The sequence below is a fragment of the Bounagaea algeriensis genome, assembly GCF_054491375.1.
In genome coordinates this window covers 2622215-2642528 of sequence record NZ_CM137102.1, presented here as the reverse complement: position 1 = coordinate 2642528, position 20314 = coordinate 2622215, and the positions used below count along the sequence as shown (strand labels likewise).

20 protein-coding genes and 1 pseudogene are annotated in these 20314 nt (G+C 70.6%); 10 read left to right on the top strand and 11 right to left on the bottom strand.

The annotated features are described in order from the left end of the window. The 3 genes from ACVGV2_RS11895 to ACVGV2_RS11885 all read right to left on the bottom strand — a co-directional run bounded on the left by ACVGV2_RS11895 (position 1) and on the right by ACVGV2_RS11885 (position 3785). A complete protein-coding gene (locus ACVGV2_RS11895) occupies positions 1-972 on the bottom strand; it encodes a phytoene/squalene synthase family protein (protein WP_459162441.1) in 972 nt (323 codons plus the stop codon). After that, positions 969-2495 (bottom strand): phytoene desaturase family protein, encoded by a 1527-nt coding sequence (crtI, locus tag ACVGV2_RS11890; RefSeq protein ID WP_459162440.1) that lies wholly within the window; start codon positions 2493-2495, stop codon positions 969-971. The genes ACVGV2_RS11895 and crtI overlap by 4 nt, the downstream gene beginning before the upstream one ends. Before the next feature lie 372 nt (positions 2496-2867). After that, complete coding sequence (locus ACVGV2_RS11885) at positions 2868-3785, bottom strand: MerR family transcriptional regulator (RefSeq protein ID WP_459162439.1); 918 nt, start codon at positions 3783-3785, stop codon at positions 2868-2870. A 217-nt stretch (positions 3786-4002) separates the two neighbouring features. Here ACVGV2_RS11885 and ACVGV2_RS11880 point away from each other — a divergent pair, with 217 nt between their 5' ends. After that, entirely contained in the window at positions 4003-4215 is a 213-nt protein-coding gene (locus tag ACVGV2_RS11880; protein ID WP_459162438.1) for a hypothetical protein, read from the top strand. Continuing rightward, positions 4212-4970 carry a DUF1990 family protein gene (locus ACVGV2_RS11875; RefSeq protein ID WP_459162437.1) on the top strand — a complete coding sequence of 253 codons (759 nt, stop codon included), beginning with the start codon at positions 4212-4214 and terminating at the stop codon, positions 4968-4970. The genes ACVGV2_RS11880 and ACVGV2_RS11875 overlap by 4 nt, the downstream gene beginning before the upstream one ends. Positions 4971-5071: 101 nt before the next feature. On the opposite strand, the gene ACVGV2_RS11870 is transcribed toward ACVGV2_RS11875, so the two are convergent. Beyond that, entirely contained in the window at positions 5072-5794 is a 723-nt protein-coding gene (locus ACVGV2_RS11870) for a DUF1990 family protein (RefSeq protein WP_459162436.1), read from the bottom strand. Positions 5795-6151: 357 nt separating this feature from the next. On the opposite strand from ACVGV2_RS11870, the gene ACVGV2_RS11865 reads away from it, so the two are divergent. Further along, positions 6152-6820: a DUF1990 family protein gene (locus ACVGV2_RS11865; protein ID WP_459162435.1), complete on the top strand. Its 669-nt coding sequence runs from the start codon at positions 6152-6154 to the stop codon at positions 6818-6820. A gap of 18 nt (positions 6821-6838) precedes the next feature. Here ACVGV2_RS11865 and ACVGV2_RS11860 read toward each other — a convergent pair whose 3' ends face one another. Further along, on the bottom strand, positions 6839-7231 hold the full coding sequence (locus ACVGV2_RS11860) for a hypothetical protein (RefSeq protein WP_459162434.1): 393 nt from the start codon (positions 7229-7231) through the stop codon (positions 6839-6841). 26 nt (positions 7232-7257) lie between these two features. After that, positions 7258-7485, bottom strand: coding sequence for an encapsulin (locus ACVGV2_RS11855; RefSeq protein ID WP_459162433.1), 228 nt, complete (start codon positions 7483-7485; stop codon positions 7258-7260). Between ACVGV2_RS11855 and ACVGV2_RS11850 the strand changes: the two genes are divergently transcribed. Together ACVGV2_RS11850 and ACVGV2_RS11845 are read left to right on the top strand one after the other, a co-directional pair. After that, a complete protein-coding gene (locus ACVGV2_RS11850) occupies positions 7484-7858 on the top strand; it encodes a hypothetical protein (RefSeq protein WP_459162432.1) in 375 nt (124 codons plus the stop codon). The two genes, ACVGV2_RS11855 and ACVGV2_RS11850, sit on opposite strands and share 2 nt — an antisense overlap. Positions 7859-8089: 231 nt before the next feature. Then, positions 8090-8584, top strand: a complete 495-nt coding sequence (locus tag ACVGV2_RS11845; protein WP_459162431.1) for a TspO/MBR family protein — start codon at positions 8090-8092, stop codon at positions 8582-8584. Positions 8585-8666: 82 nt separating this feature from the next. On the opposite strand, the gene ACVGV2_RS11840 is transcribed toward ACVGV2_RS11845, so the two are convergent. Beyond that, positions 8667-10016, bottom strand: a complete 1350-nt coding sequence (locus tag ACVGV2_RS11840; RefSeq protein ID WP_459162430.1) for a dihydrolipoyl dehydrogenase family protein — start codon at positions 10014-10016, stop codon at positions 8667-8669. A gap of 308 nt (positions 10017-10324) precedes the next feature. Here ACVGV2_RS11840 and ACVGV2_RS11835 point away from each other — a divergent pair, with 308 nt between their 5' ends. After that, entirely contained in the window at positions 10325-12310 is a 1986-nt protein-coding gene (locus ACVGV2_RS11835; protein ID WP_459162429.1) for an FAD-dependent monooxygenase, read from the top strand. Between the two features lie 92 nt (positions 12311-12402). Here ACVGV2_RS11835 and ACVGV2_RS11830 read toward each other — a convergent pair whose 3' ends face one another. The 4 genes and pseudogenes from ACVGV2_RS11830 to ACVGV2_RS11815 all read right to left on the bottom strand — a co-directional run bounded on the left by ACVGV2_RS11830 (position 12403) and on the right by ACVGV2_RS11815 (position 16026). Beyond that, the gene (locus ACVGV2_RS11830; RefSeq protein WP_459162428.1) at positions 12403-13359 is read right to left on the bottom strand and encodes an ornithine cyclodeaminase family protein; all 957 of its coding nucleotides are present in this window, start codon (positions 13357-13359) and stop codon (positions 12403-12405) included. A 103-nt stretch (positions 13360-13462) separates the two neighbouring features. Then, positions 13463-13636, bottom strand: a pseudogene (locus ACVGV2_RS11825) (dihydrodipicolinate synthase family protein); the annotation flags it as partial. A 15-nt stretch (positions 13637-13651) separates the two neighbouring features. Beyond that, entirely contained in the window at positions 13652-15208 is a 1557-nt protein-coding gene (locus ACVGV2_RS11820) for a sodium-dependent transporter (protein WP_459162427.1), read from the bottom strand. Between the two features lie 263 nt (positions 15209-15471). Then, positions 15472-16026, bottom strand: a complete 555-nt coding sequence (locus ACVGV2_RS11815) for a TetR family transcriptional regulator (RefSeq protein WP_459162426.1) — start codon at positions 16024-16026, stop codon at positions 15472-15474. Between the two features lie 103 nt (positions 16027-16129). Here ACVGV2_RS11815 and bioB point away from each other — a divergent pair, with 103 nt between their 5' ends. From bioB to bioD, 4 genes are read left to right on the top strand one after another with little or no spacing between them, the layout of a single operon-like run. Further along, positions 16130-17203, top strand: coding sequence for a biotin synthase BioB (bioB, locus tag ACVGV2_RS11810; RefSeq protein WP_459162425.1), 1074 nt, complete (start codon positions 16130-16132; stop codon positions 17201-17203). After that, positions 17203-18465 carry an adenosylmethionine--8-amino-7-oxononanoate transaminase gene (locus tag ACVGV2_RS11805; protein ID WP_459162424.1) on the top strand — a complete coding sequence of 421 codons (1263 nt, stop codon included), beginning with the start codon at positions 17203-17205 and terminating at the stop codon, positions 18463-18465. The genes bioB and ACVGV2_RS11805 overlap by 1 nt, the downstream gene beginning before the upstream one ends. Then, entirely contained in the window at positions 18462-19601 is a 1140-nt protein-coding gene (locus tag ACVGV2_RS11800) for an 8-amino-7-oxononanoate synthase (protein WP_459162423.1), read from the top strand. Before ACVGV2_RS11805 ends, ACVGV2_RS11800 begins: the two co-directional genes overlap by 4 nt. Then, complete coding sequence (gene bioD, locus ACVGV2_RS11795) at positions 19598-20299, top strand: dethiobiotin synthase (RefSeq protein WP_459162422.1); 702 nt, start codon at positions 19598-19600, stop codon at positions 20297-20299. Before ACVGV2_RS11800 ends, bioD begins: the two co-directional genes overlap by 4 nt. Positions 20300-20314: the final 15 nt, after the last annotated feature.

Genomic DNA, 20314 nt, shown 5'->3' with positions numbered 1-20314 from the left:
TCAAACCTCCCGTGCTGTCGCTTCCGCGGTCCGGTTCGCACGCCCTCCGCGGCGCGCCCACAGGGCCCTGGCCAGCCCGGTGGCCGCCACCCGGCCGCGGCGCACCGCGCCGACCCGGGCCCGGCGGGAGAACACCGCGAAACCGCTCGCCTCGATCTCGTCGAGGATTCCGCCGTAGAGCGTGGCCGCCGTGGCGATGCACGGCCGCGACACCGGGTCCAGCATCGCGATCCCCCGCCGCGCGTACCGGTAGCTCTCCGTGGTGATCGCGTACTGCTCGGCCAGCGCCGCCCGCACCCGCGGCTCGGTCCGCTCCCGCCGCTTGCACCACTCCAGCAGCTCGCGGTCCACACCGTGGACGGCCAGTTCGTCAGCGGGCAGGTAGACGCGCCCGCGGTCGAGGTCTTCGGCGACATCGCGCAGGAAGTTCGTGAGTTGGAACGCCTTGCCCAGCGTCGCCGCGTGCGGCGCTGCCCGTGCAGGTGAACCGACTGTGCCCAGCACCGGCAGCAGCTGCAAACCGATCACCTCGGCCGAGCCGCGCACGTAGTCGTCCAGCGCTGTCCTGTCGGGGTAGTCGCGCACCGTGAGATCCATCCGCATGGACCGCAGGAAGTCGCTGAACAACTCGGTGTCGAGGCGGTACCGGCGCGCGGTGTCCACGACCGCGGCCAGCACGGGATGTTCGCTGTCCCCACTGCGCAGACCGCGGAAGAGCTGGGTGCCCAGCTGTTCGAGGCGCTCGGGAGCACTCCTGGCGGTTCCGTTGCCCGGCGGGTGGTCGACGATGTCGTCGGCCCAGCGGGCGAAGCCGTAGAGCGCGTGCACGGCAGGGCGCTGGGCCGGGGCGAGCAGTCGCGTGGCGAGGAAGTAGGTCCTGCCGTGCTGCGCGTTGAGCGAGCGGCAGCGCAGGTAGGACCGCCGCAGTTGCGGATCCCACACCCCGGCCGCATCCAGCTCGGTCGCGCTCACGCCGCACCTCCTGCACCGGGGGCGGCTCTCCTGCGTGCTGCTCTCGTCCCGTTGCCGTTGACCCTGTCGGCGGCCAGTCGACCGGAGAGCAGTGCTGTCGGCACGCCGACGCCGGGAATCGTGCCACCTCCGGCGAGTACGGCGTTGTCCACCCCGCGCGGCATGTTGTGCGGCCGGAACGGCCCTGTCTGCCCGAGGGTGTGGGCGAGCGAGAACGGCGTACCGGCCACCATGTCCAGCTGCGCCCAGTCCGCCGGGGTGATGATGTGGGAGAACTCCACGTCGCGCGTGAAGCCCGGCAGCAGTCGCCGCTCGACCTCCTGTGCGACGTGCTCGGCGTACTTCTCGCCCCACCGGTGCCAATCGACGCGACCGTGGTGCAGGTTGGGCACCGGCGCGAGGATCGAGAAGAGGTCCCTTCCCAGAGGAGCCATTCCGGGGTCGGTCGCTGTCGGCCGGGTCACCAGCAGCGACGGGTCGCTCATCAGCGAACCGTCGACGGTCAACTCGCGGAACGTCCGCGCCCAGGCGTGTCCGAACAGGAGCGTGTGGTGGTGGGTGTGCGCCCACTGCCTGCGACTGCCCGCGTGCAGCACCGCCGCCGAAGGCGAAGCGCGCAGCCGGAGCGGCCTGCGGGGTTTTCGGCCGAGCAGCTCGTAGGCCGCGGGCAGCTCGGTGGTCAGCACCGCTGCATCGCAGGTGATCCGTTCACCTTCAGCAGTGCGCGCGGCGCGCACTCGTTGTCCGGTGCGCTCCAGCTCCGTGACGGTTTCGCCGTAGCGGAACTGCACGCCCGCGCCGGCGGCAGCCGTCGCCAGTCCGTCCGGGAGGGTCCGCATGCCTCCGCGCGGGAAGTACACCCCGGAGACGGTGTCCATGTACGCGATCACCGCGTACAGGGCGCGGGCGCGCTGCGGGGACTGACCTGCGTAGAGCGCCTGGAAGCTGAACACCCGGCGAAGACGCTCGTCGCGGAGAAATCGCCCGATCATGCGATCCAGTCCGCGGAAGCCGCCCAGTGCGGCCAACCGGGCCAAGTCCGGTGTGAGCACATCGGCGGGGGAGTCCATGTTGGATGCTATGAACCGGTCGAACTCCGCTGCGTAGAGCCGGTGCAGCCATGCGCGCAGCCGGCGGTAGCCATCGGCCTCGGCCGGTCCCGCGAAGTGCGCGACCGCCTCGGCCATCGCGTCGCCGTCGCTGTGCACGTCGATGCCGCTGCCGTCGGCGAATTCGGCGCGGTAGGCAGGTTCCACGCGTTCCATCGGCACCCGGTCGTCCGCTGTTTCGCCCACCGCGGCCAGCGTGTCCTCGACGATTTCCGGCATGGTCAGCACCGTCGGACCGGTGTCGAGGTGGTACCCACCGCGGTCCTGCCGTCCCGCCCTGCCACCGGGGACCTGTTCCCGCTCGAGCACGGTCACCTGCCGGCCGTGTCCGGCGAGGTGCAGGGCTGCCGCGAGTCCGGAAAGTCCGGCGCCGACCACGACCACGTGGTCGGCGCTTCCCGTCACGGTCCGCATTCCGCTCCTACTTCCGCTCGTGACCGAGCCTCCGGCGGACTCCGCGCCGCACCGGAGGACGGTGCGCGTCCACGACGTGCACCGAACTCGGGGCGAGTGCGACATCGTCGACAGGTCCACGTCCGCCATCCGACGAGCGGTCGGCCGCTATCGAGCCATCAGGGGAGGCGGATTCACCTCGTTGGAGCACGAACCCGATTTTGCGACCAATGCACAATCGTTGCAACCCGATGGTCGAGCAGCGCCGGTCACGACGCCCCGTGCTGCGGACCGCTCGGCGTCCTCCGCCGATGATGGTGGAACAGGTGCAGCCCCGCATCCGACGCGTTCGCCGCGCGGGCGAAACACGGGATGATGCCGTCCGGACCCGGATCACGGGTGGCCGGTTCCGTCCCCGTCGGGCACTCGTTCCACGACGCTCGCGATCGCTTCTCGCAGGGAGTTCGGGCGAAGGTGAGCACGCGCGACGCGCGTGCTGGGCCAGCCGGGACCGCACAGCACGAGCTCGGCACCCGACGCGACGATCGAGCCGACACGCACTTTTCGTGCGGTGCTCGGGCTCTGCGCCCACACGGCGACGATGCGCGGCCGTATCCGTTCCGCCGCCGAAGCGAGGGTCGCGGACGGAACTCGGGCACCGAGAAAGCGCGGCGGAACCTCACGGTCCGTCAAGGACGCGTGCAACGCTTCGAGCGGCATCGTGTGCTGTTCTTCGGGCGCGCAGCTCAGCAGAGCGGGTAGCCGTCTCGATTCGGACACCGGCTCACGGGCGTGGAACGCCCCCAGGATGCCTGCCGTCGCAACGTGTTCCACTGCGATGGCGTTCTCATCGCCGGCTTCGTAGCTCTCCGCGATGCTTCGCAGCAGTGGGACGAGCAACTCCTCCCACGTTCGAGCCGCTCCGCGCTGGTCGAGGTGGTTCGCCACCTGGTGCCGCACTCCGGAAACGTCCAACCGCCTGGCCGTGCGGGCCAACCCCCGCACACCGCGTTCGGCGCGCCCCACCCCGACGACACCCGTGCCGCCGCCATCGCGTTGCGGTTGCTCGGCCACCGGGGCGCCCAGGGCGATCCGCGCCGCCGACGCGGGTGGCACCCCCTCGCCGGTGAGTTCGCTCATGCGCCGCAACCGCGCGAAATCATCACGGGTGTAGCGACGGTGCTTTCCCGGTTCGTGCGCACTCGGCCCCAGCCCGTAGCGGCGATCCCAGCTGCGCAGCGTCGGAACCGCAAGGCCGAGTCGGCGCGCCACCGCACCGATGGTCAGCGCCGGCTCCCGCTCGTCGCTCACGGCCACGTCCCCTCACACTTGATACGGTTGCCGAATGCTGCGGTCGCCGCCCGGCGCCGCAGCCATCAAGGATCCAACGGCCAACGTATCTCCTGACCGGCGGCGAGCAGGATGGCCGCACCGGACGTTGTCACCGGCACGGTCGCCTGCTGAGTCATCACTGTCCGAGCCGGTCCCGTCGCACGTAAGAAAGATCTGCTGTCCGCACGGAGGCGTGATGCTGCTTCAGCTGATTCACAGGACAGGTCTTCGAAGCAACCACTTGCACCTGCTGTCGATGGGTGCGGTGGCGCTGTGCATCGGACTGTGGATACGGGCCAAGACGGTGGACCAGACCGAGCGCGGCAACGCCGAACGGCGAGCGCTGTTCGTCGGCTTGTGGCCGCCAACCCTCTGGTTGATGGGTGACTCACTGCGGCATCTCGAATGAGACACCGAGCCGCGTTCGGACTCGGGGTGACCAGCGCCCGGCGCTTCCTGACCAGGCTGCGCACCCGCAGCGTCAACTACCGCCCCGAGGAGATCTCGACCGCCTCCTGGAACGTCGACGTCCGGCGCGTCCAGCTGGGCCGGGAACACCCGGGGGGTCCCGCTCCGGACGGTGCGTGGCAGGCAGCGTGCCGACGGGTGGCCGACTACGAATTCTCCCCACCCGAGCTGGTGCGCGCCGCCTACGCCCCGGACGAAGACCTGCTCGGACGCACCATGCTTCTCGAGGGACGTTTCGCCGTGGTGCGCTTGTACCTGGGTGTGCGGATCACCGCCGTGCTCGATGAACGACGCCACCCCGAGCAGCGCGTGTGGGGCTTTCGCTACGAGACGCTGGACGGGCACCTGGAACGCGGGCGGCTCGATTACGAGGTCGTCAAGCGCGAGGACACCGGCGACGTCGAGTTCGTGATGACGTCCTGTTCGCAGCGCTCCCCGCACCTGGGCCCGTTGCTGCGGCTGGGGTGGGCGCTGTTCGGTCGCAGGCTGCAACTGCGCTTCTACCGCCGTTGCGGACAACGCATGCAGGAGCTGACCCGCGAACCCCTGCGGCAGGGTTCAGCGGCTGCGGCCCGCGGCACGTCAACGATCCTGGTCGCGCCTTCCGACGCGCGAGAGCACAGGTCCGACCGCATGGCGGTGCACATCATTGATCCGGACAGAACCGCGTTGCCTCACGAGCACGACCACGAATGAGCGGCGTTACCGGGAGCACGCGTCACTGACGCAGTCGCGCTGCGTTCGAGAGCGACGTTCAATTCGATCCCCCCGCCACGACGTCCCGATCCGCGCGGTGCTCAGCGCACCGCTTGCACTCGCGTTCCTGCGGGCAGTCCCAGCGTGCGGATCCAGACACCGTCCTGCAGGTGACCACCGGCATCGGCGGCCATGGCCTTGCAGAAGCGCACCCACATGTTCAGCTGGACCTCCTTGGCCAGGCGCAACACGCCGTACAGCCATCGCACCTGGGTAGTGCTGGGACGCGCCCACGCGTCGATGGCGAAGCTGAGCCCCGCGCGTTCGTCGTGGGCGCTGAACTGCACCTGCCCCGCCTCCAAGTGACCGCGCAACGTGGCCAGCCGCAGGCAGGTCGAGGTGGTGGACACGACCCGCACCGGTCCGTTCCACGGGCCCGGCATCTCGATGACGAACTCATCGCCCACCTGCAGCGGTGCGTTGGAATCCGCTGACTCGCGCACGGTCACCACCTCGGAGGGCACGTACCGCTGGAAGTCGCACATGATGCGCCTTACCAGCTGCTCGGCGGACATCGCGGTCTGCGTGATCTCCACGTGAAAACGCCGGTGGAAGAACGTACCGACGCCGTCGTCGGCGAGTTGCACCTGATCGTCGAGCTGCGCCACCGGCAGCGGGGGCGGTGCATCGTCACGAGGATCGCCGCGGCGCTCAGTGCGGTGCAGCGGGGTGATCTGCCACAGATAGCGCCACGACACCAGCGCGATGCCGAACAACCACCGCAGCACGCTGACGCCCGGGCGCGGCACGGTAAGCATCCTCATCGCCCTTCCTCGCATCCTGTGCTGCTCTCGACGGCCTGCTGCGTGGACTACCCGCAGCGCTCCGGGCCGACACGCGCGGGACCGGTGCTCGTTGCTCCGAAACGCCGTGCTCCCCTTCCTGCAGCCCTCTCCGGCTGCTCGGCGAATCTCCCGCAGTGGGTGAGGACTGACGTTGTACTCACGTCCCGCCACATCCGCATCTTGCGGTCTGAGCGCGGTGCGGGCACCGTCAGCGATGAACCCGGGGAGTAGCGCGCTGAAGCGATCGGAACCGTGGTCGTCCCGGCTTCCGCTGCCCCTCGCCGAGGCGATTGTCGCTGCGCGCACGGCCCTTCACCGAATCGCGGAAAGCGAGCGATGCACATGCTCAACGAGGCGGTGTGGTGGTCGCCGAGAGTGGCGTGGTGCGCGCTGCGCTACTGGACGACTGGTGTGCCGGTGCACCGCACAGATGAGCGCGGTGTCGACGTCGTGTTCCCCGAGCTTCCCGAACCCTGCGGGGACGATGTCCAAACACCGGAGATGGGGGTCGGCCCCGCCTTCCACCGTCGCTACCGAGCGTGCATCACGGCCGGGGAACTGAGCCCGGACGAGATGATGCACCGGCTCGTGCGGGAGCCGAACTGCGTGGTTCCCAGGGAAGCTGCCGTGTTCGACCGATGCGTTCAGGACGCGGCGTTGCGCCCGGCGGAAGACCTCGTCGTGCGCATGCCGGGTCCTTGGGACGGGCCGGTCCGCGTGCTGCACATCGACAGGTGCTCCTTCCGGTTGGTAACCCTGGCCGGCCACCTCGAAGCGGGGCAGATCGAGTTCCGCGCCCGTCCGCGCGGCGAGGACGTCGTCTTCGAGATCGAGTCCTGGGCGCGCAGCGGCGACTGGCTGGCCGACCTCCTGTACGACAAGCTCGTGCTGCTGCAGGAAATGCAAACGTACTTGTGGTCCCACTACTGCGCCGGTGTTTGCACGCTGTCCCGGGGGCGGATGCGGGCGGGTGTCGACGTGTACACCGCACGCGCGAAAGCGTAGTGGCTGCACCGCGCGTGTTCAGGCGAGCGCCTCGACCAGGCGTTGGCAGTCGGCCACCGTCACGGTCACACCGGGATGCCGCAGCACCCCGAACGGTTCGATGCCTGCAACGGGGGCCGCGAAGGTGATGCACACTCCCTCATCGGGATTGGTCACGCACGACATCCCGCAGTCGGCCAGCGAGAGGTGCGCCGGACCGATCGTCTTGACCAAGTGGTACGGGCCGGTCGTGGAGACCGAAGTGATGTTGGACCGGTAGCTGCGGAGGCGCCACGGTCCGAAGCGCACCACGAGTTCGTCCTCGTTGATCGTCACTCCGGTCGTGGGCGGAGCGATACCGAACGGCAGTGCGGCCAGTTGGTAGCGACGATCGAACCGGAACGGGAAGACATCCACTCGCTGCGAGACCACGGAGTACCCCCTTCCGCTGCCGCCGTTCACCGCGTCAGCGCGATGACCGCGTCGGGTTCGAGCACGCGGAAGGTGAAACTCTCCGCGAGGTAGAAGGTCACCGCCGTGTCGTCGTGGCGCTCGTGGCCCACCGACAGGTCCTGGCCGACCTCCAACCGGAAGTCCCCACCGCGCAGGCTCAGCACGACGGCGCCGTCCACGCCCGGTGAGCGCACCACGCTGCCGCCGCTGAGGACGCGACGCAGGTGGTCCATGAGCAGGTACCCGCCGTGCTCGGTCGTCCCGACTGATGTGCGTGTAGCCGTCCGGTCCGATGACCAGGCCGTACGGACCTTCGATAGCGGCCCGGCGCAGCTCGTCCACGGCTTCGACGTAGTGCTGCGGATCGACATCGCTGGGGTCGGGTCCGGCCGCATCCGGGTGTTCTCCCTTGAACGCCTGGAACCGACGGCCCAGGTCCTCGCGCAGCCCCGGGTCCGCGTGACGGCGGAAGTCCGCCAGCGCGTCGTCCTCCTCGGCCTTGGCGTGCACGTCGAGCAGATCGGCCAGTGCCCGCCAGACCCCTCCAGCTGGCGGGGATCGGTGAGGTCGTCCATCGCGGCGAACTGCCGCCGGAAGTACTCGTGATCGTTGGGGATCAGCTGCGTGATGTCGACCATGCCATCTGAGGCTAACGGCGGGCGCGCGCGTTCGCCGGTTCAGAGGCCTGCAGGTCTGCGCGGTGCAGTCGCGTCCGAGCCACCGGTGGAGGAGCATTCGCCCGCGGAGCGAACGGTCGCCGGTGTTCGGCCATCGTCGCTAGCCCGGTGACCCGCGCGTCGATGCTGTACCTTCCTCGACGAACTCAGTGGAGGTGCGATGACGACTCCGAGCAGGTCCCTGCAGCGCGACCTCACCGGTGCCGCGGCCTTCGCGGCCGGTGTGGTGATCGTCGCCGTGGTGGGAGCGCTGGCAGCAGGCTCGACGGGGCAGGAGTACGCGGAGCTGCGCACACCGTCCTGGGCTCCACCGTCGTGGCTGTTCGGCCCGGTCTGGACCGCGCTGTACGCGATGATCGCCCTGGCCGGCTGGTTGGTGTGGCGCCGGGCGGGATCGGTGGGCGCTGCGCGCACCCCGTTGACGGTCTACGCCGTGCAACTGGTGTTGAACCTGGCCTGGCCTCCGCTGTTCTTCGGTGCCGGTCTCTACGGAGCCGCCTTCGCCGAGATCATCCTGCTGGTGGTGGCTCTTCTGGCCACGATCGTTCTCTTCGCCCGAATCCACCGGGTGGCCGCACTGCTGCTCGTGCCCTACGCGGGCTGGACGCTGTTCGCCACCGTCCTCAACGGCTCCATCTGGCTGCTGAACGCGTGACCACGCAGTCCACCGCGTGGCGATGTGCTGGCGCTCGTGCTGCTCCTCCTCGGGGGAGGGCTGCGCGGTCGGAGCCCGTGGATCAGCGCAGCTCGCCCAGGGCCTCGTGCACGGCGCGGTGGAACGTCGGGAAGGCGTGGATCATGCGGCGCAGGCGGGGCAGCGGCACCTGTTCGTGCACCGCCAGGGTCAGCAGGCCGAGCACTTCGGCACCGGCGGGTCCGACCGAGGTCGCTCCGATCAGCACGTCGCGGTCGGCATCGGCGACGAGTTTGATCAGCCCTCCGCCGCCGGCACCGTGCAGGAACCCCCGTGTGCTCAAGTCGCCGACAGCGGTGCGCACGCGTGCACCCTCCGCGCGGGCCTGGGCCTCGGTGCGGCCCACGCCGCCGACCTCGGGGTCGGTGAACACCGCGCGGGGCGTGGCCGTGTAGTCCGCGGCCGGCACTTCCCGGTCGAGGATGTCGGCCGCGGCGATCTCGCCCTGGTACACGGCCACGTGGGTGAACAGGCCCTTGCCGGTGATGTCCCCGACGGCCCAGACCCCCGGGGCGGCCCGCAGGTGCCCGTCGACCGGGATCCACCCGGCGTCTTCGTCGATGTCCACGTTCGACACCCCGAGTCCGGCCAGGTCCGCCTGCCGACCGGTGGCCACCAGCAGCTGCTCGCCCTCGACGCGCTCGCCGCTGTCGAGGATCGCGGTGAAGGTGCCGCTGTGCTCCACAGCTGTGACCGCGGCTCCGGTGCGAACGCTCATGCCGTCGCGCTGCAACGCTGCGGTGAGCGCGTCGGACGCCTCGGGTTCCTCGGCGGGCAGCAGCCGCTCGGCCATCTCCACGAGGGTGACTTCCGCTCCGAACCGCGCGAACACCTGCGCCAGTTCCACACCGACCGCACCGCCGCCGAGCACGACCAGCGAGTTCGGCACGGTTTCGGTTTCGATCGCTTCGTGATTGGTCCAGTACGGGCTGTCCTGCAGACCAGCCACCGGCGGCACCATCGTCCGGGTGCCGCCCGCCACGACGATCCCGCGTTGCGCGTGGAACACCTCCTCGCCGACGGTGACCTCGCCCGGGCCGCTGATGTGGCCGTGACCGCGCACGAACCGACCGCCCTGGCCGACGAACCGGTCCACGGCGCTCCGGTCGTCCCAGCCGGAGGTGGCCTCCTCCCGGATGCGTCGGGCCACCGGCTTCCACTCCGGTGTCACCGTGGCTCTCCCGGCCATGCCGGGCACCCGCCTGCCCTCGGTGAGCACCTCGCCCGCGCGCAGCATCATCTTGCTCGGGATGCAGGCCCAGTAGGGGCATTCGCCGCCGAGCAAGTTCGCCTCCACACCCACCACCGCCAGTCCGGCTTCGGCCAGGGTGCCGGCCGCCGTCTCGCCACCGACCCCCATCCCGAGGACGACGACATCAACCTGCTCCGCCATCCACCTCACCTCCGTCCGGTTCCCCTCGGAATTGATCAGTCATGCCAACGGATACCCCGCACGTTGCTCCGGTACGCGCGGAACCGGAACCCAGTCCGCGCCGGTGATGCCCGGCGAGCCAGCTCCGAGCGCGGTGCTCGACCCGGGCTCGGCCGCGGCCACGGGAAAGGGCTCTCCATGGCAGAACAGGCTGTACCCGAGGGGGCGACTGCCGCACGATGGAACGTGCCATCCGGCAGTCCGCGGCAGGGCGCGAGGGCCTCTGTCCGGCGGTCGGGGGAGTTCGACGTCCCGGAGGAGCCTGAGCAGTGCAGTTCTACCTCGACGGTTACAAGCCCGGTGACCCGTTCGTCGCGGATCCGCACCCGTCCGCGGTCGAGCGCTCGAGCGGCTTGCCGGACACGGCCGATGTCGTGATCATCGGCTCCGGTCCGGCCGGGTTGCTGCTGGCGGCCCAGCTCGCCGAGTTCCCCGATCTTCGCACCGTGCTCGTCGACCGGCGGGACGGGCCGCTCGAGGTCGGCCAGGCCGACGGCGTCGCGTGCCGCACGGTGGAGATCTTCGAGGCGTTCGGCCTGGCCGAGCAGCTCGTCCACGAGGGCTACCAGGTCAACGAGGTGACCTTCTGGCGGCCGGATCCCGCGGACAGCACGTCGATCGTGCGCACCGGACGCATCGAGGACGTCGAGGACGACCTGTCCGAGATGCCGCACATGATCGTCAACCAGGCGCGGATGCTGACCTACCTGCGTGACCACATGCGGCGTTCCGCCGCCCGTGCCGAGCCCTTCCACGGGTTGCACGCCACCGACGTGCAGGTCGATACCGGCACCACTGCCGAGTACCCGGTGGCGGTCACGTTGCAGCACGTTGAGAACTTCGAGCCGACGGGGGAGACGTCGACCGTCCGCGCCCGCTACGTCGTCGGCTGCGAAGGCGCGCGCAGCGCCACGCGGGAGGCCATCGGCCGCCGTCTCGAGGGCGACGAGACCAACCAGTCGTGGGGCGTGCTGGACGTCCTCGCCGTCACCGACTTCCCCGACATCCGCCTGAAGTCCACCATCCAGTCCGAGCAGGGCAGTCTCCTGATCATCCCGCGCGAGGGCGGTTACCTGGTGCGGCTCTACATCGAGCTCGACAACGAGCGCGATGCCGAGATGCTGCACAACCGCAGCGCGACCCCGGAGAAGCTCACCGCGGTCGCCAACCGGATCCTGCACCCGTTCAGCATCGACGTGCAGCACGTCGGCTGGTGGTCGGTCTACGAGGTCGGCCAGCGCCTGTGCGAGCGCTTCGACGACGTTCCCGAAGTCGAGACCCGCCTGCCGCGGGTGTTCCTCGCCGGCGACGCCTGCCACACGCACAGCGCGAAGGCCGGGCAGGGCATGAACGTCTCGATGGCCGATGCCTGGAACCTCGGGTGGAAGCTCGGCACCGTGCTGCGCGGGACGTCGCGGCCGGAGGTGCTGCGCACGTACTCCGCGGAACGCCAGGAGGTCGCCCGGGAACTCATCGACTTCGACCGCGAGTTCGCAGCGCTGTTCAGCGAGCGGCCGGACGGCGACGCCGACCCGACGCGGTTCCAGCGCTACTTCCGCGACAAGGGCCGGTTCACCGCCGGGGTCGCGGTTCGCTACGAGCCCTCCGTGCTCACCGCGACGCCCACGCACCAGCACTTGGCGAAGGGCTTGCCGATCGGGATGCGGTTGCACTCCGCACCGGTGATCCGACTGGCCGACGCCAAACCGGTGCAGCTGGGCCACGCGGCCCGGGCCGACGGCGCCTGGCGCCTCTACGCGTTCGCCGATCCGGCCCACCCGAGCGGATCTGGTTCCCGGTTGCGGGAGCTGGCCGAGTTCCTGGCGTCGGAGGACTCACCGATCGCCCGGTTCACCCCGTCCGAGGCCGATCCCGACTCGGTGATCGACGTGCGGGCCGTGCTGCAGCAGGGACATCGCGACGTCACCGTCGAGGACGTGCCGCCGGTTCTCCTGCCCCGCAAGGGACCGTTCGGGCTCATCGACTACGAGAAGGTCTTCTGCCCCGATCCGGCGACCGACATCTTCGACCTGCGCGGTCTGGACCGGGAACGCGGAGCTCTCGTGGTCGTCCGCCCGGACCAGCACGTCGCGCACGTTCTGCCCCTCGACGCGCACCACGAGCTCGTCGACTTCCTCCGCGGGGCACTGATCGAGGTCGAGACGCCCACGGACCCGCCCGGCCGCGGCTGCGCAGGTCATCGGAGTTCTCCACGAACCACTGCCGCCGCTCGGCCATCGAATCGCCCGGGATGACTCCCACCCGCCGGTGACGACCCTCGTGGGCATGCCCTCGGTGTGCGAGTCGACGGCGCTGATGAGTCTGCTGGTCCGCATGCTCGTGCCTCCTACTCGGCGCGCTCGTCGTGCAGCCGATCGGCGACCGCGCTCGCCACGACCAGGTCCTCCCACGCCATGCCGACGCCGGAGAACACCGCGGGGCGGTCCGCGTGCCGGGTGAAGCGTCCGGCGGCGAGGTCGGCGAGGTTGGCCACGTCGACGTGTTCCCACTCCGCCGCCGACCGCGCTGCCAGCAGGTTGCCGCCTTCGCGCATCGCCGAGGCCCTGCCTTCGACCGCGACGTCCGCGCGCCGCAACAACGCCGGCGGCAGCTCGTGGTGCTCGGGCCCGTGCGCGCCGACGGCGGCGACGACGGTGTCCGCACTGACGAGTTCGTCCTCGAACAGCGGCTCGGGCGAGGAGGTGGCGCAGACGACCACCTCGGCCTCCGGGACGTCGTCGAGACTTCCGGCGCGTGCACCGATCCCGTGAGCGCGGCAACGTGCCGCGAGGTCGCGGGCCGCCTGCTCCCGACGACCGACGATCACGGTTTCGTCGGGGCCGAGCACCGCGTGCAGGCACCGGGCGTGCCGCTCGGCTTGCGGTCCGGTGCCGATCACGACCAGCCGTGCCACCGATCTGGAACCACCGGCGGCCAACATCTGCCGCACGGCCAGCGTCGTGGCCGCCGGCGTGCGGATCAAGGTCAGCTCGACCGCGTCCATCAGAGCCACCGGTGCCAGGCTCGCGGAATCGAACAGCACGTACACGCCCTGGATCTTCGGCAGTCCTGCGGCCGGGTTCTCCGGAGCGACCGTGGCCACCTTGACCGCGGACCGCTCGCCGAGAGCGGTGGGCATCAGCAGGAACTCGCCGTTCGGGGCGGGTGAGGACAGCCGGGGATGGTCGGATTCCGGGTCGACCGATCCCGAGCGCAGCGCATCGCTCATGAGGTCAACGGCTCGGCCGCCGGGGACGAGCGCGGTGATCTGGTCGGCATCGACGTAGGGCAGTCGGGTCGTCACTGTCAGTCCTCCCACTTCCTGCGGCGTTGCGGTCCCCGTCGCACCGCGCGCGGCGTCCCGTCCTCCTCGGACGACGGGACGCCGCGCGCTGCTTCGGACGGGTTCAGCGGTAGCCCTTCGCCAGGACCGCCTCGGTGTCGGCGGTGATCCGCTCGACGACCTCCGGTTCGAGCGGGCGCCGCGGTGGGCGGCAGTCTCCGCCTCTGCGGCCGGCCGCCGGCAGCGCGTTCGGGTAGGCGGCGATCCAGCCGACGGCCCCGGCCAGTCCGAGCTCGACCGTGGACACCATTCGTCACGTCCCCCCGGGCGGAGCCTGCCGATCACCGCCCCGGTCGTCCTCATCGGATTCGGTCCGGCCGTCCTCGTCGGACTCGGCGTGCGCGGGCCCGGTCCCGCGCGCCGGTTGCGGGGTCATCGGCCCCGCGCCGACCTGGTTGGCCAAGAACCGGTTGAGCAGCAACAACACGATCACGACCAGCCCCCACTGCAGCAGCAACGTCCCCAGGCTGAACTCCTGGAAGGGGTTCCACCACTGCGTTTCACCGACGGCCTGCAGGATCCACCAGCCGAACAACACCGCGAACATCACCGGGAACGCGTAGATGCACAGCTGCCACCACCAGCCGACCCGGATGTCGCTGACGGAGTCGATGTCTTGCCGCCCCCGCCGCACGCCGTGCTTGATCACGGCCGAGGCCGCGCACAGTCCGCCCAGCAACAGCCCGATCCCCCACACGTTGTCCTGGTTGGTCAGGAAGCCGACGCTGTAGGCCGACGGGAGGCCGGCGATGAACGCCACCACCACGACCCACGGCACCGCGCGGCGGCGCGATACGCCCATGTCGACGACGTTGCGGGTGGCGAGCTCCGTCATCGCGATCAGGCTCGAGATCCCGGCCAGGAACAACGCGAGGAAGAACAGCGCGGCGAAGAACCTGCCGCCGGGCATCTGGGCGAGCAGCTCGGGGAAGTAGATGAACGCCAAGCCCTGGTTTCCCGATTCCGCCGCCGCGGCGGCGAACTCGGCGTTGCGAAGCGCGAAGACCGCGCACAGCACCGCGATCCCCGCCATCAGCGATGCGATGAGGTTGGCGCCGCACACGACGAACGCGTTGAGGCCCAGGTCCTCCCGCCGGCGCAAGTAGACCGCGTAGGTCAGGTACAGACCCCAACCCGCTCCCGTCGAGAACGCCATCTGGGTCGCCGCCTGCAACCACACCTGGGCCTCACCGAGACGGCCCCACTCCGGGACGAACATGTGCTGCAGTCCCTCGACGGCGCCGGGCAGCGTGACGGCGCGGACGACCAGCACGGCGAGGATGACGAACAGCGCCGGAATCACCACCTGCAGCAGCGATTCGAAGCCCTTCCTGAGTCCGCGGTAGACGACCAGGCCCACCAGCGCGATGGACACCGCGTGGAAACCGATGGTCTGCAGCGGGCTCGAGCTGAACCCCTCCCACAGCGCTTCCGTGTTCACGCCCGGCCCCAGCGTGCCGGTGAGCGCGTAGACCAAGTAGCGCAACGCCCATCCGCACACCACGGAGTAGTAGAAGAGGATGCCCACGCCGACGAAACCCATGAAGCCGCCCACCCAGGCGAACTTCCGCCCCATGAAGTCGCGGAAGGCGCCCACGGTGCCGAGCCGCGCCCTCGAGCCCAGCAGGGACTCCGCCATCAGGATGGGTACCGCCCAGACCAGATTGGCCACGACGAGGGCGATCAGGAAGGAGCCACCGCCCCACTCGCCGACGACGCGCGGGAACCTCCAGATGTTCCCCGTGCCCACGGCCATGCCCACGGCGGCGGCGATGAAGGCGAACCTGCTCTTGAACATCTCGCGTGCCACGACACGTCCCCACCTTCCGCGCACCAGGCAGCACCGGCCGGTGCCGCAGCACCGGGTCCGGAAACGACCGAAGCCGCACCGTTCCCCGCCGCGCTCGGCGATCACGCGTGCTCACCGGCGAGCCGCCGCGCAACGGGCCAGGATGATTGTTCCACGGATCATCATCCGCCGCCGCGATTCCGGTCAACACGACGAACGGGATCGGTGAAGCGCGCGGGCTGAGCGTGCTGCCGGTGCAGCCGCGGCGGCAGGGCCGGGCGCGGTCATCCGTCGACCTTGGACCGGAGGCCGGCGAGCACCAGCTCGATCCCGCGCTCGAAGTCGTCCGCTTCCCGGGGAGGGCGGTCGATGGCACCGGCGCTCGAGGCTTGCAGCGCGGTCTGCTCCTGCACGGTGTGCCCGAAGACGAGGTGCAGGAGGGTGCGGGTGGCGACGTCGACCAGGTCGTCGGGCAGGTTCCCCTCCTGCAGGGCCTGTCGCAACCGGTTGACGGGTTCCTCGGCGCCGAGGCCGAAGGTGTGCGCCGTGACGACCACTTCGGCGCCGTCCCGGAAGGCGAGCATCGCGTCCCGGAGCTCGTCGCAGAGCTCGACCACGCGCCGGTCCCAGGCCTTCGCCCGGCGGGTTCTTCGACCCCGGCGCACGATCTCGTCGGCGATCGCAGCCAGCAGCGTCTGCTTGTTCGGCACGTGGTGGTAGAGCGCGCTCGGCTGCACGCCGAGCTCGGCGGCCAGCCGCCGCATCGTCAGCGACTCCAGCCCGTACTCGTCGAGGACCGCGAGCGCGCGGTCGATGACGTCGCTTCGGTGGTAGCGCACGTGACCCCTTCCCGGTTGACCGGACGACCCTCCCAGTCTAGCCTGAACGCTGTTCAGGTGAACGCTGTTCAGGAAGTTGCACCAGTCGACACCGGGAGAAGTGATGAGCTCCACCTTCCAGCAGCTCGCCGATTCGGTCCTCGCCGGGACACCGGCCACCACCGACGACGCCCTCGCGGTGCTGCGGGCCGAGGAGACCGAGCTGATGTCCGTGGTAGCGGCCGCCGGCCGGCTGCGCCGAGCGCACTTCGGCAACACGGTGAAGGTGAACTACCTGGTCAACCTCAAGTCGGGACTGTGCCCGGAGAACTGCAACTACTGCTCGCAGGCGCTCGGTTCCCAGGCCCCCGTCCTCAAGTACTCCTGGCTGTCCCGGGAGGAGGCGCTGCGGCAGGCCGGCGCCGGCATCGAGGGCGGAGCCGGCCGGGTGTGCCTGGTCGCCTCCGGTCGCGGACCGTCCTCGCGGGACATCGACAAGGTCGCCGACATGGTCGGGGCGGTGAAGCAGGAGCACCCCGACGTCGAGGTCTGCGCCTGCCTGGGATTCCTCGGGCAGGACCAGGCCGAGCGGCTCAAGGACGCCGGCGTGAACGCCTACAACCACAACATCAACACCGCCGAGAGCAACCACGGCAACATCGTCCAAACGCACACCTACGCCGACCGCGTCGACACCGTGGAAAAGACGAAGGGAGCAGGGCTCTCGCCCTGCTCCGGCCTGATCGCCGGACTGGGGGAGACCGACGAGCAGCTGGTCGAGGCCCTGTTCGCGTTGCGGGAGCTGGACTCCGACTCGATCCCGGTCAACTTCCTGATGCCGTTCGACGGCACGCCCTTCGAGAACACCTGGGAACTCACACCCGCGCGGTGCGTGCGGATCCTGGCGATGGCGCGGTTCACCTGCCCGGACCGGGAAGTCCGGATCGCCGGCGGCCGCGAGATGCACCTGCGGTCGCTGCAGTCGATCGCGCTGCACGTGGCCAACTCGATCTTCCTCGGTGACTACCTCACCTCCGAGGGCCAGGACGCCGGAGCGGACCTGGAGATGATCCGGGACAACGGCTTCGTGGTGCTGGGTTCCGAGGAGGAGCTCGCCCAGCGGACGGGTCGCTCGGAGCCGACCGACCCGTCCATCCGCCGCCGCGGAGCGGGCACCGACGTCAGGCCGAACGCCTGATGGCAACGCCCGAAGAGCTGCTCGCGTTCGACCGCGAACACCTGTGGCACCCGTACGCGTCCATGACCGACCCTCCGCCGACGCGGTTGGTCACCGGTGCCCGCGGCAGCCGGATCAGCATCGACGGCGTCGGCGAGGTCGTCGACGGCATGGCGTCGTGGTGGTCGGCCATCCACGGCTACCGGCACCCGGCGCTCGACGAGGCCGTGCGCGGCCAGCTCGAGGAGGTGGCGCACGTGATGTTCGGCGGACTCACCCACGAGCCGGCAGTAGAACTGGCGCGGCGCCTGATCGATCTGACGCCGCCGGGTCTCGACCGCGTCTTCCTCGCCGACTCCGGATCGGTCGGCGTCGAGGCGGCGATGAAGATGGCGATGCAGTACCAGCGCGGTGGTGGGCGGCCGGAGCGGACCCGGTTCCTCACCGTCCGCGGCGGCTACCACGGTGACACCTTCGACTGCATGAGCGTGTGCGATCCGGTGGGCGGCATGCACGCGATGTGGTCCGGTGCGCTGCCCGAGCAGGTGTTCGGCGAACGCCCGCCGCGACCGGGCGGTGATGTCGAGGCCTGGGCAGCGGGTTTCCGCGCGCTCGCGGCCGAGCACGCGGACGAGCTCGCCGGACTGGTCGTGGAACCGCTGCTGCAGGGCGCCGGCGGCATGCACGTCTACTCGGCCGAGTGCCTGCGCGTCTTCCGGGAAGTCGCCGACGAGCACGGGCTGGTACTGGTCTTCGACGAGATCGCCACCGGATTCGGCCGCACCGGAACGCTGTTCGCCGCCGAGGCCGGTGGGGTGGCACCGGACGTGCTGTGCGTGGGCAAAGCGCTCACCGGCGGTTACATGACGCTGGCCGCCGCGCTGTGCACGGCCGAAGTGGCACGCGGTCTGTCCACGAGCGAGTCCGGGGTGCTCATGCACGGGCCCACGTTCATGGGCAACCCGCTCGCCTGCGCGGTCGCCTCGGCGAGCCTGGACCTGCTCGCCACCGGTGCCTGGGCCGCCGACGTGCGGCGGATCAACGCCGGTCTGCAGGCGCTGCGCGGAATCGACGCAGTGGACGTGCGCGTGCTCGGCGCGGTGGGCGCGGTGCAGCTCGACCGCGCCGTCGACGCGGAGAGGGCCGCGAAAGCGGCGCTTTCCCGGGGAGTCTGGCTGCGCCCGTTCCGCGATCTGATCTACACCATGCCGCCCTACGTGTGCACCGACGAGGAGGTCGCCACGATCTGCGCGGGGATCCGGGCAGCTGCGGAGGCCGGATGAACCGCTGGAACGAGTGGTTCGCCGAGCAGCGGGCTGCCCGCGAAGGAGCCGGCCTGCAGCGCACGTTGCGCGCCCGGGCGGCCGACGAGGACGTCATCGACCTCGCCGGCAACGACTACCTGGGGCTGAGCAGAGATCCCGAGGTGCGGCGCACGGCCGCCGACGCCGCACTCGCCTGGGGAGCCGGCGCCGGCGCGTCCCGCCTGGTCACCGGTACCACCACGCTGCACGCTGACCTGGAGCGCGAGCTCGCCGAGTTCACCGGACGCGCGGCGGCGCTGGTCCTCTCCACCGGATACCAGGCCAACCTGTCCGCGGTGACCGCGCTGGTCGACAAGCACTCGCTGATCATCTCCGACGCGCACGTGCACGCCTCGCTGATCGACGCCGCACGGCTGTCCCGGGCGGCGATCGAGGTGGTCGGCCACAACGACGTGACCGCGGTCCGGGCCGCGCTGGCCGCGGCCGGTGGTCGAAGGACGATCGTGCTGACCGAATCGGTCTTCTCCGTGCTCGGCGACGCCGCTCCGCTCGTGGAGCTGGCCGCGGCCTGCGCCGAGCACGACGCGCTGCTCGTCGTCGACGAGGCGCACGGGATCGGCGTGGCCGGCGACGGCGGCCGGGGGCTGGTGCACGCCCACGGCCTGGCCGAGCAGCCGCACGTGGTGATGACCGCGACGCAGTCGAAATCGCTCGGCGCGATGGGAGGAGCGGTCCTCGGCCGCGCCGAACTGATCGACCACCTCACCAACCGGGCACGTCCGTTCATCTTCGACACCGGGCTGGCACCGTCTCCCACGGCCGGCGCGCTGGCCGCCCTCCGCCAACTGCGCCGTCACCCCGACCTCCCGTCGCGAATCCACCGGCGCGCCGGCGAGTTGGCCGACCGGCTCGGCGTGCCGCGATCGGCAGGTGCCGTGCTCTCGGTGCCGATGCCCTCGCCGCGGGCGGCGGTTTCGGCGCAGAACGCGGCGCTGGCGGCCGGAGTGCGGGTGGGCTGCTTCCGACCACCGTCCGTTCCGGACGGGATCTCCCGGCTCCGGATCACCTGCGGGGCCGGCCTCACCGACCGGGACTGGGGGCGTGCGGTGGAGGTGCTCCGCGGCGTCGTCGACGAGCACCGGAGGCAATCGTGATCACCATCGTGGCGGGAACCGGCACGGGTGTGGGCAAGACCGTGGCGACGGCGGCGCTGGCCGTGCGCTCCGGACCGAACGCGCTCGCCGTCAAGCTCGTGCAGACCGGCCTCGGCGCGGACGAGCCGGACAGTTCCGCCGTGCAACGCCTGGCCGGTTGCGAGGTCGCCGAGTTCACCCGGCTCGAGGATCCGCTCGCGCCGGACACGGCCGCCCGGCTGCAACGGGTCGAGATCGCGTCGATCAGCGAGCACGCCGCCCGCATCCGGGAGCTCGCCCGGACCCGCGAGACCGTGGTCGTCGAGGGCGCAGGCGGACTCCTGGTCCGGCTCGACACCCGCGGAGGCACCCTGGCCGATCTCGCCGCCGAACTCGCCCGGGACCAGCCGGTGCGCGTGTACGTCGTGACCAGAGTGGACCTCGGCACCCTCAACCACACCGCGCTCACCGTGGAGGTGCTGCGCGCACGAGAGCTGCAACCGGCGGGACTGGTGCTCGGTGCGGTGCCGGAGGGGCTCGGATTGGCCGAGCGGTGCAACCTCACCGAGCTGCCCCGCGTCACCGCTGTGCCCGTCGTGGGCGCCCTCCCCGAGGGCGCCGGTGGTCTCGCTCCGGAGCGCTTCCGGGCGCGAGCCGGCTCGTGGCTGACCGGCTGCGCCGCCGTCGGCGCCGCCGTCGGCGACGGCATCGGCTGCTGATCGGGCCGCCGTCAC

Bases quoted from the DNA above. Each gene is read 5' to 3' on its own strand.
- crtI (WP_459162440.1), bottom strand. From the start codon at position 2,495: ATGCGGACCGTGACGGGAAGCGCCGACCACGTGGTCGTGGTCGGCGCC.
- ACVGV2_RS11880 (WP_459162438.1), top strand. From the start codon at position 4,003: ATGCTGCTTCAGCTGATTCACAGGACAGGTCTTCGAAGCAACCACTTG.
- ACVGV2_RS11875 (WP_459162437.1), top strand. From the start codon at position 4,212: ATGAGACACCGAGCCGCGTTCGGACTCGGGGTGACCAGCGCCCGGCGC.
- ACVGV2_RS11870 (WP_459162436.1), bottom strand. From the start codon at position 5,794: ATGAGGATGCTTACCGTGCCGCGCCCGGGCGTCAGCGTGCTGCGGTGG.
- ACVGV2_RS11865 (WP_459162435.1), top strand. From the start codon at position 6,152: ATGCACATGCTCAACGAGGCGGTGTGGTGGTCGCCGAGAGTGGCGTGG.
- ACVGV2_RS11850 (WP_459162432.1), top strand. From the start codon at position 7,484: ATGAGCAGGTACCCGCCGTGCTCGGTCGTCCCGACTGATGTGCGTGTA.
- ACVGV2_RS11855 (WP_459162433.1), bottom strand. From the start codon at position 7,485: ATGGACCACCTGCGTCGCGTCCTCAGCGGCGGCAGCGTGGTGCGCTCA.
- ACVGV2_RS11845 (WP_459162431.1), top strand. From the start codon at position 8,090: ATGACGACTCCGAGCAGGTCCCTGCAGCGCGACCTCACCGGTGCCGCG.
- ACVGV2_RS11840 (WP_459162430.1), bottom strand. From the start codon at position 10,016: ATGGCGGAGCAGGTTGATGTCGTCGTCCTCGGGATGGGGGTCGGTGGC.
- bioB (WP_459162425.1), top strand. From the start codon at position 16,130: ATGAGCTCCACCTTCCAGCAGCTCGCCGATTCGGTCCTCGCCGGGACA.
- ACVGV2_RS11805 (WP_459162424.1), top strand. From the start codon at position 17,203: ATGGCAACGCCCGAAGAGCTGCTCGCGTTCGACCGCGAACACCTGTGG.
- ACVGV2_RS11800 (WP_459162423.1), top strand. From the start codon at position 18,462: ATGAACCGCTGGAACGAGTGGTTCGCCGAGCAGCGGGCTGCCCGCGAA.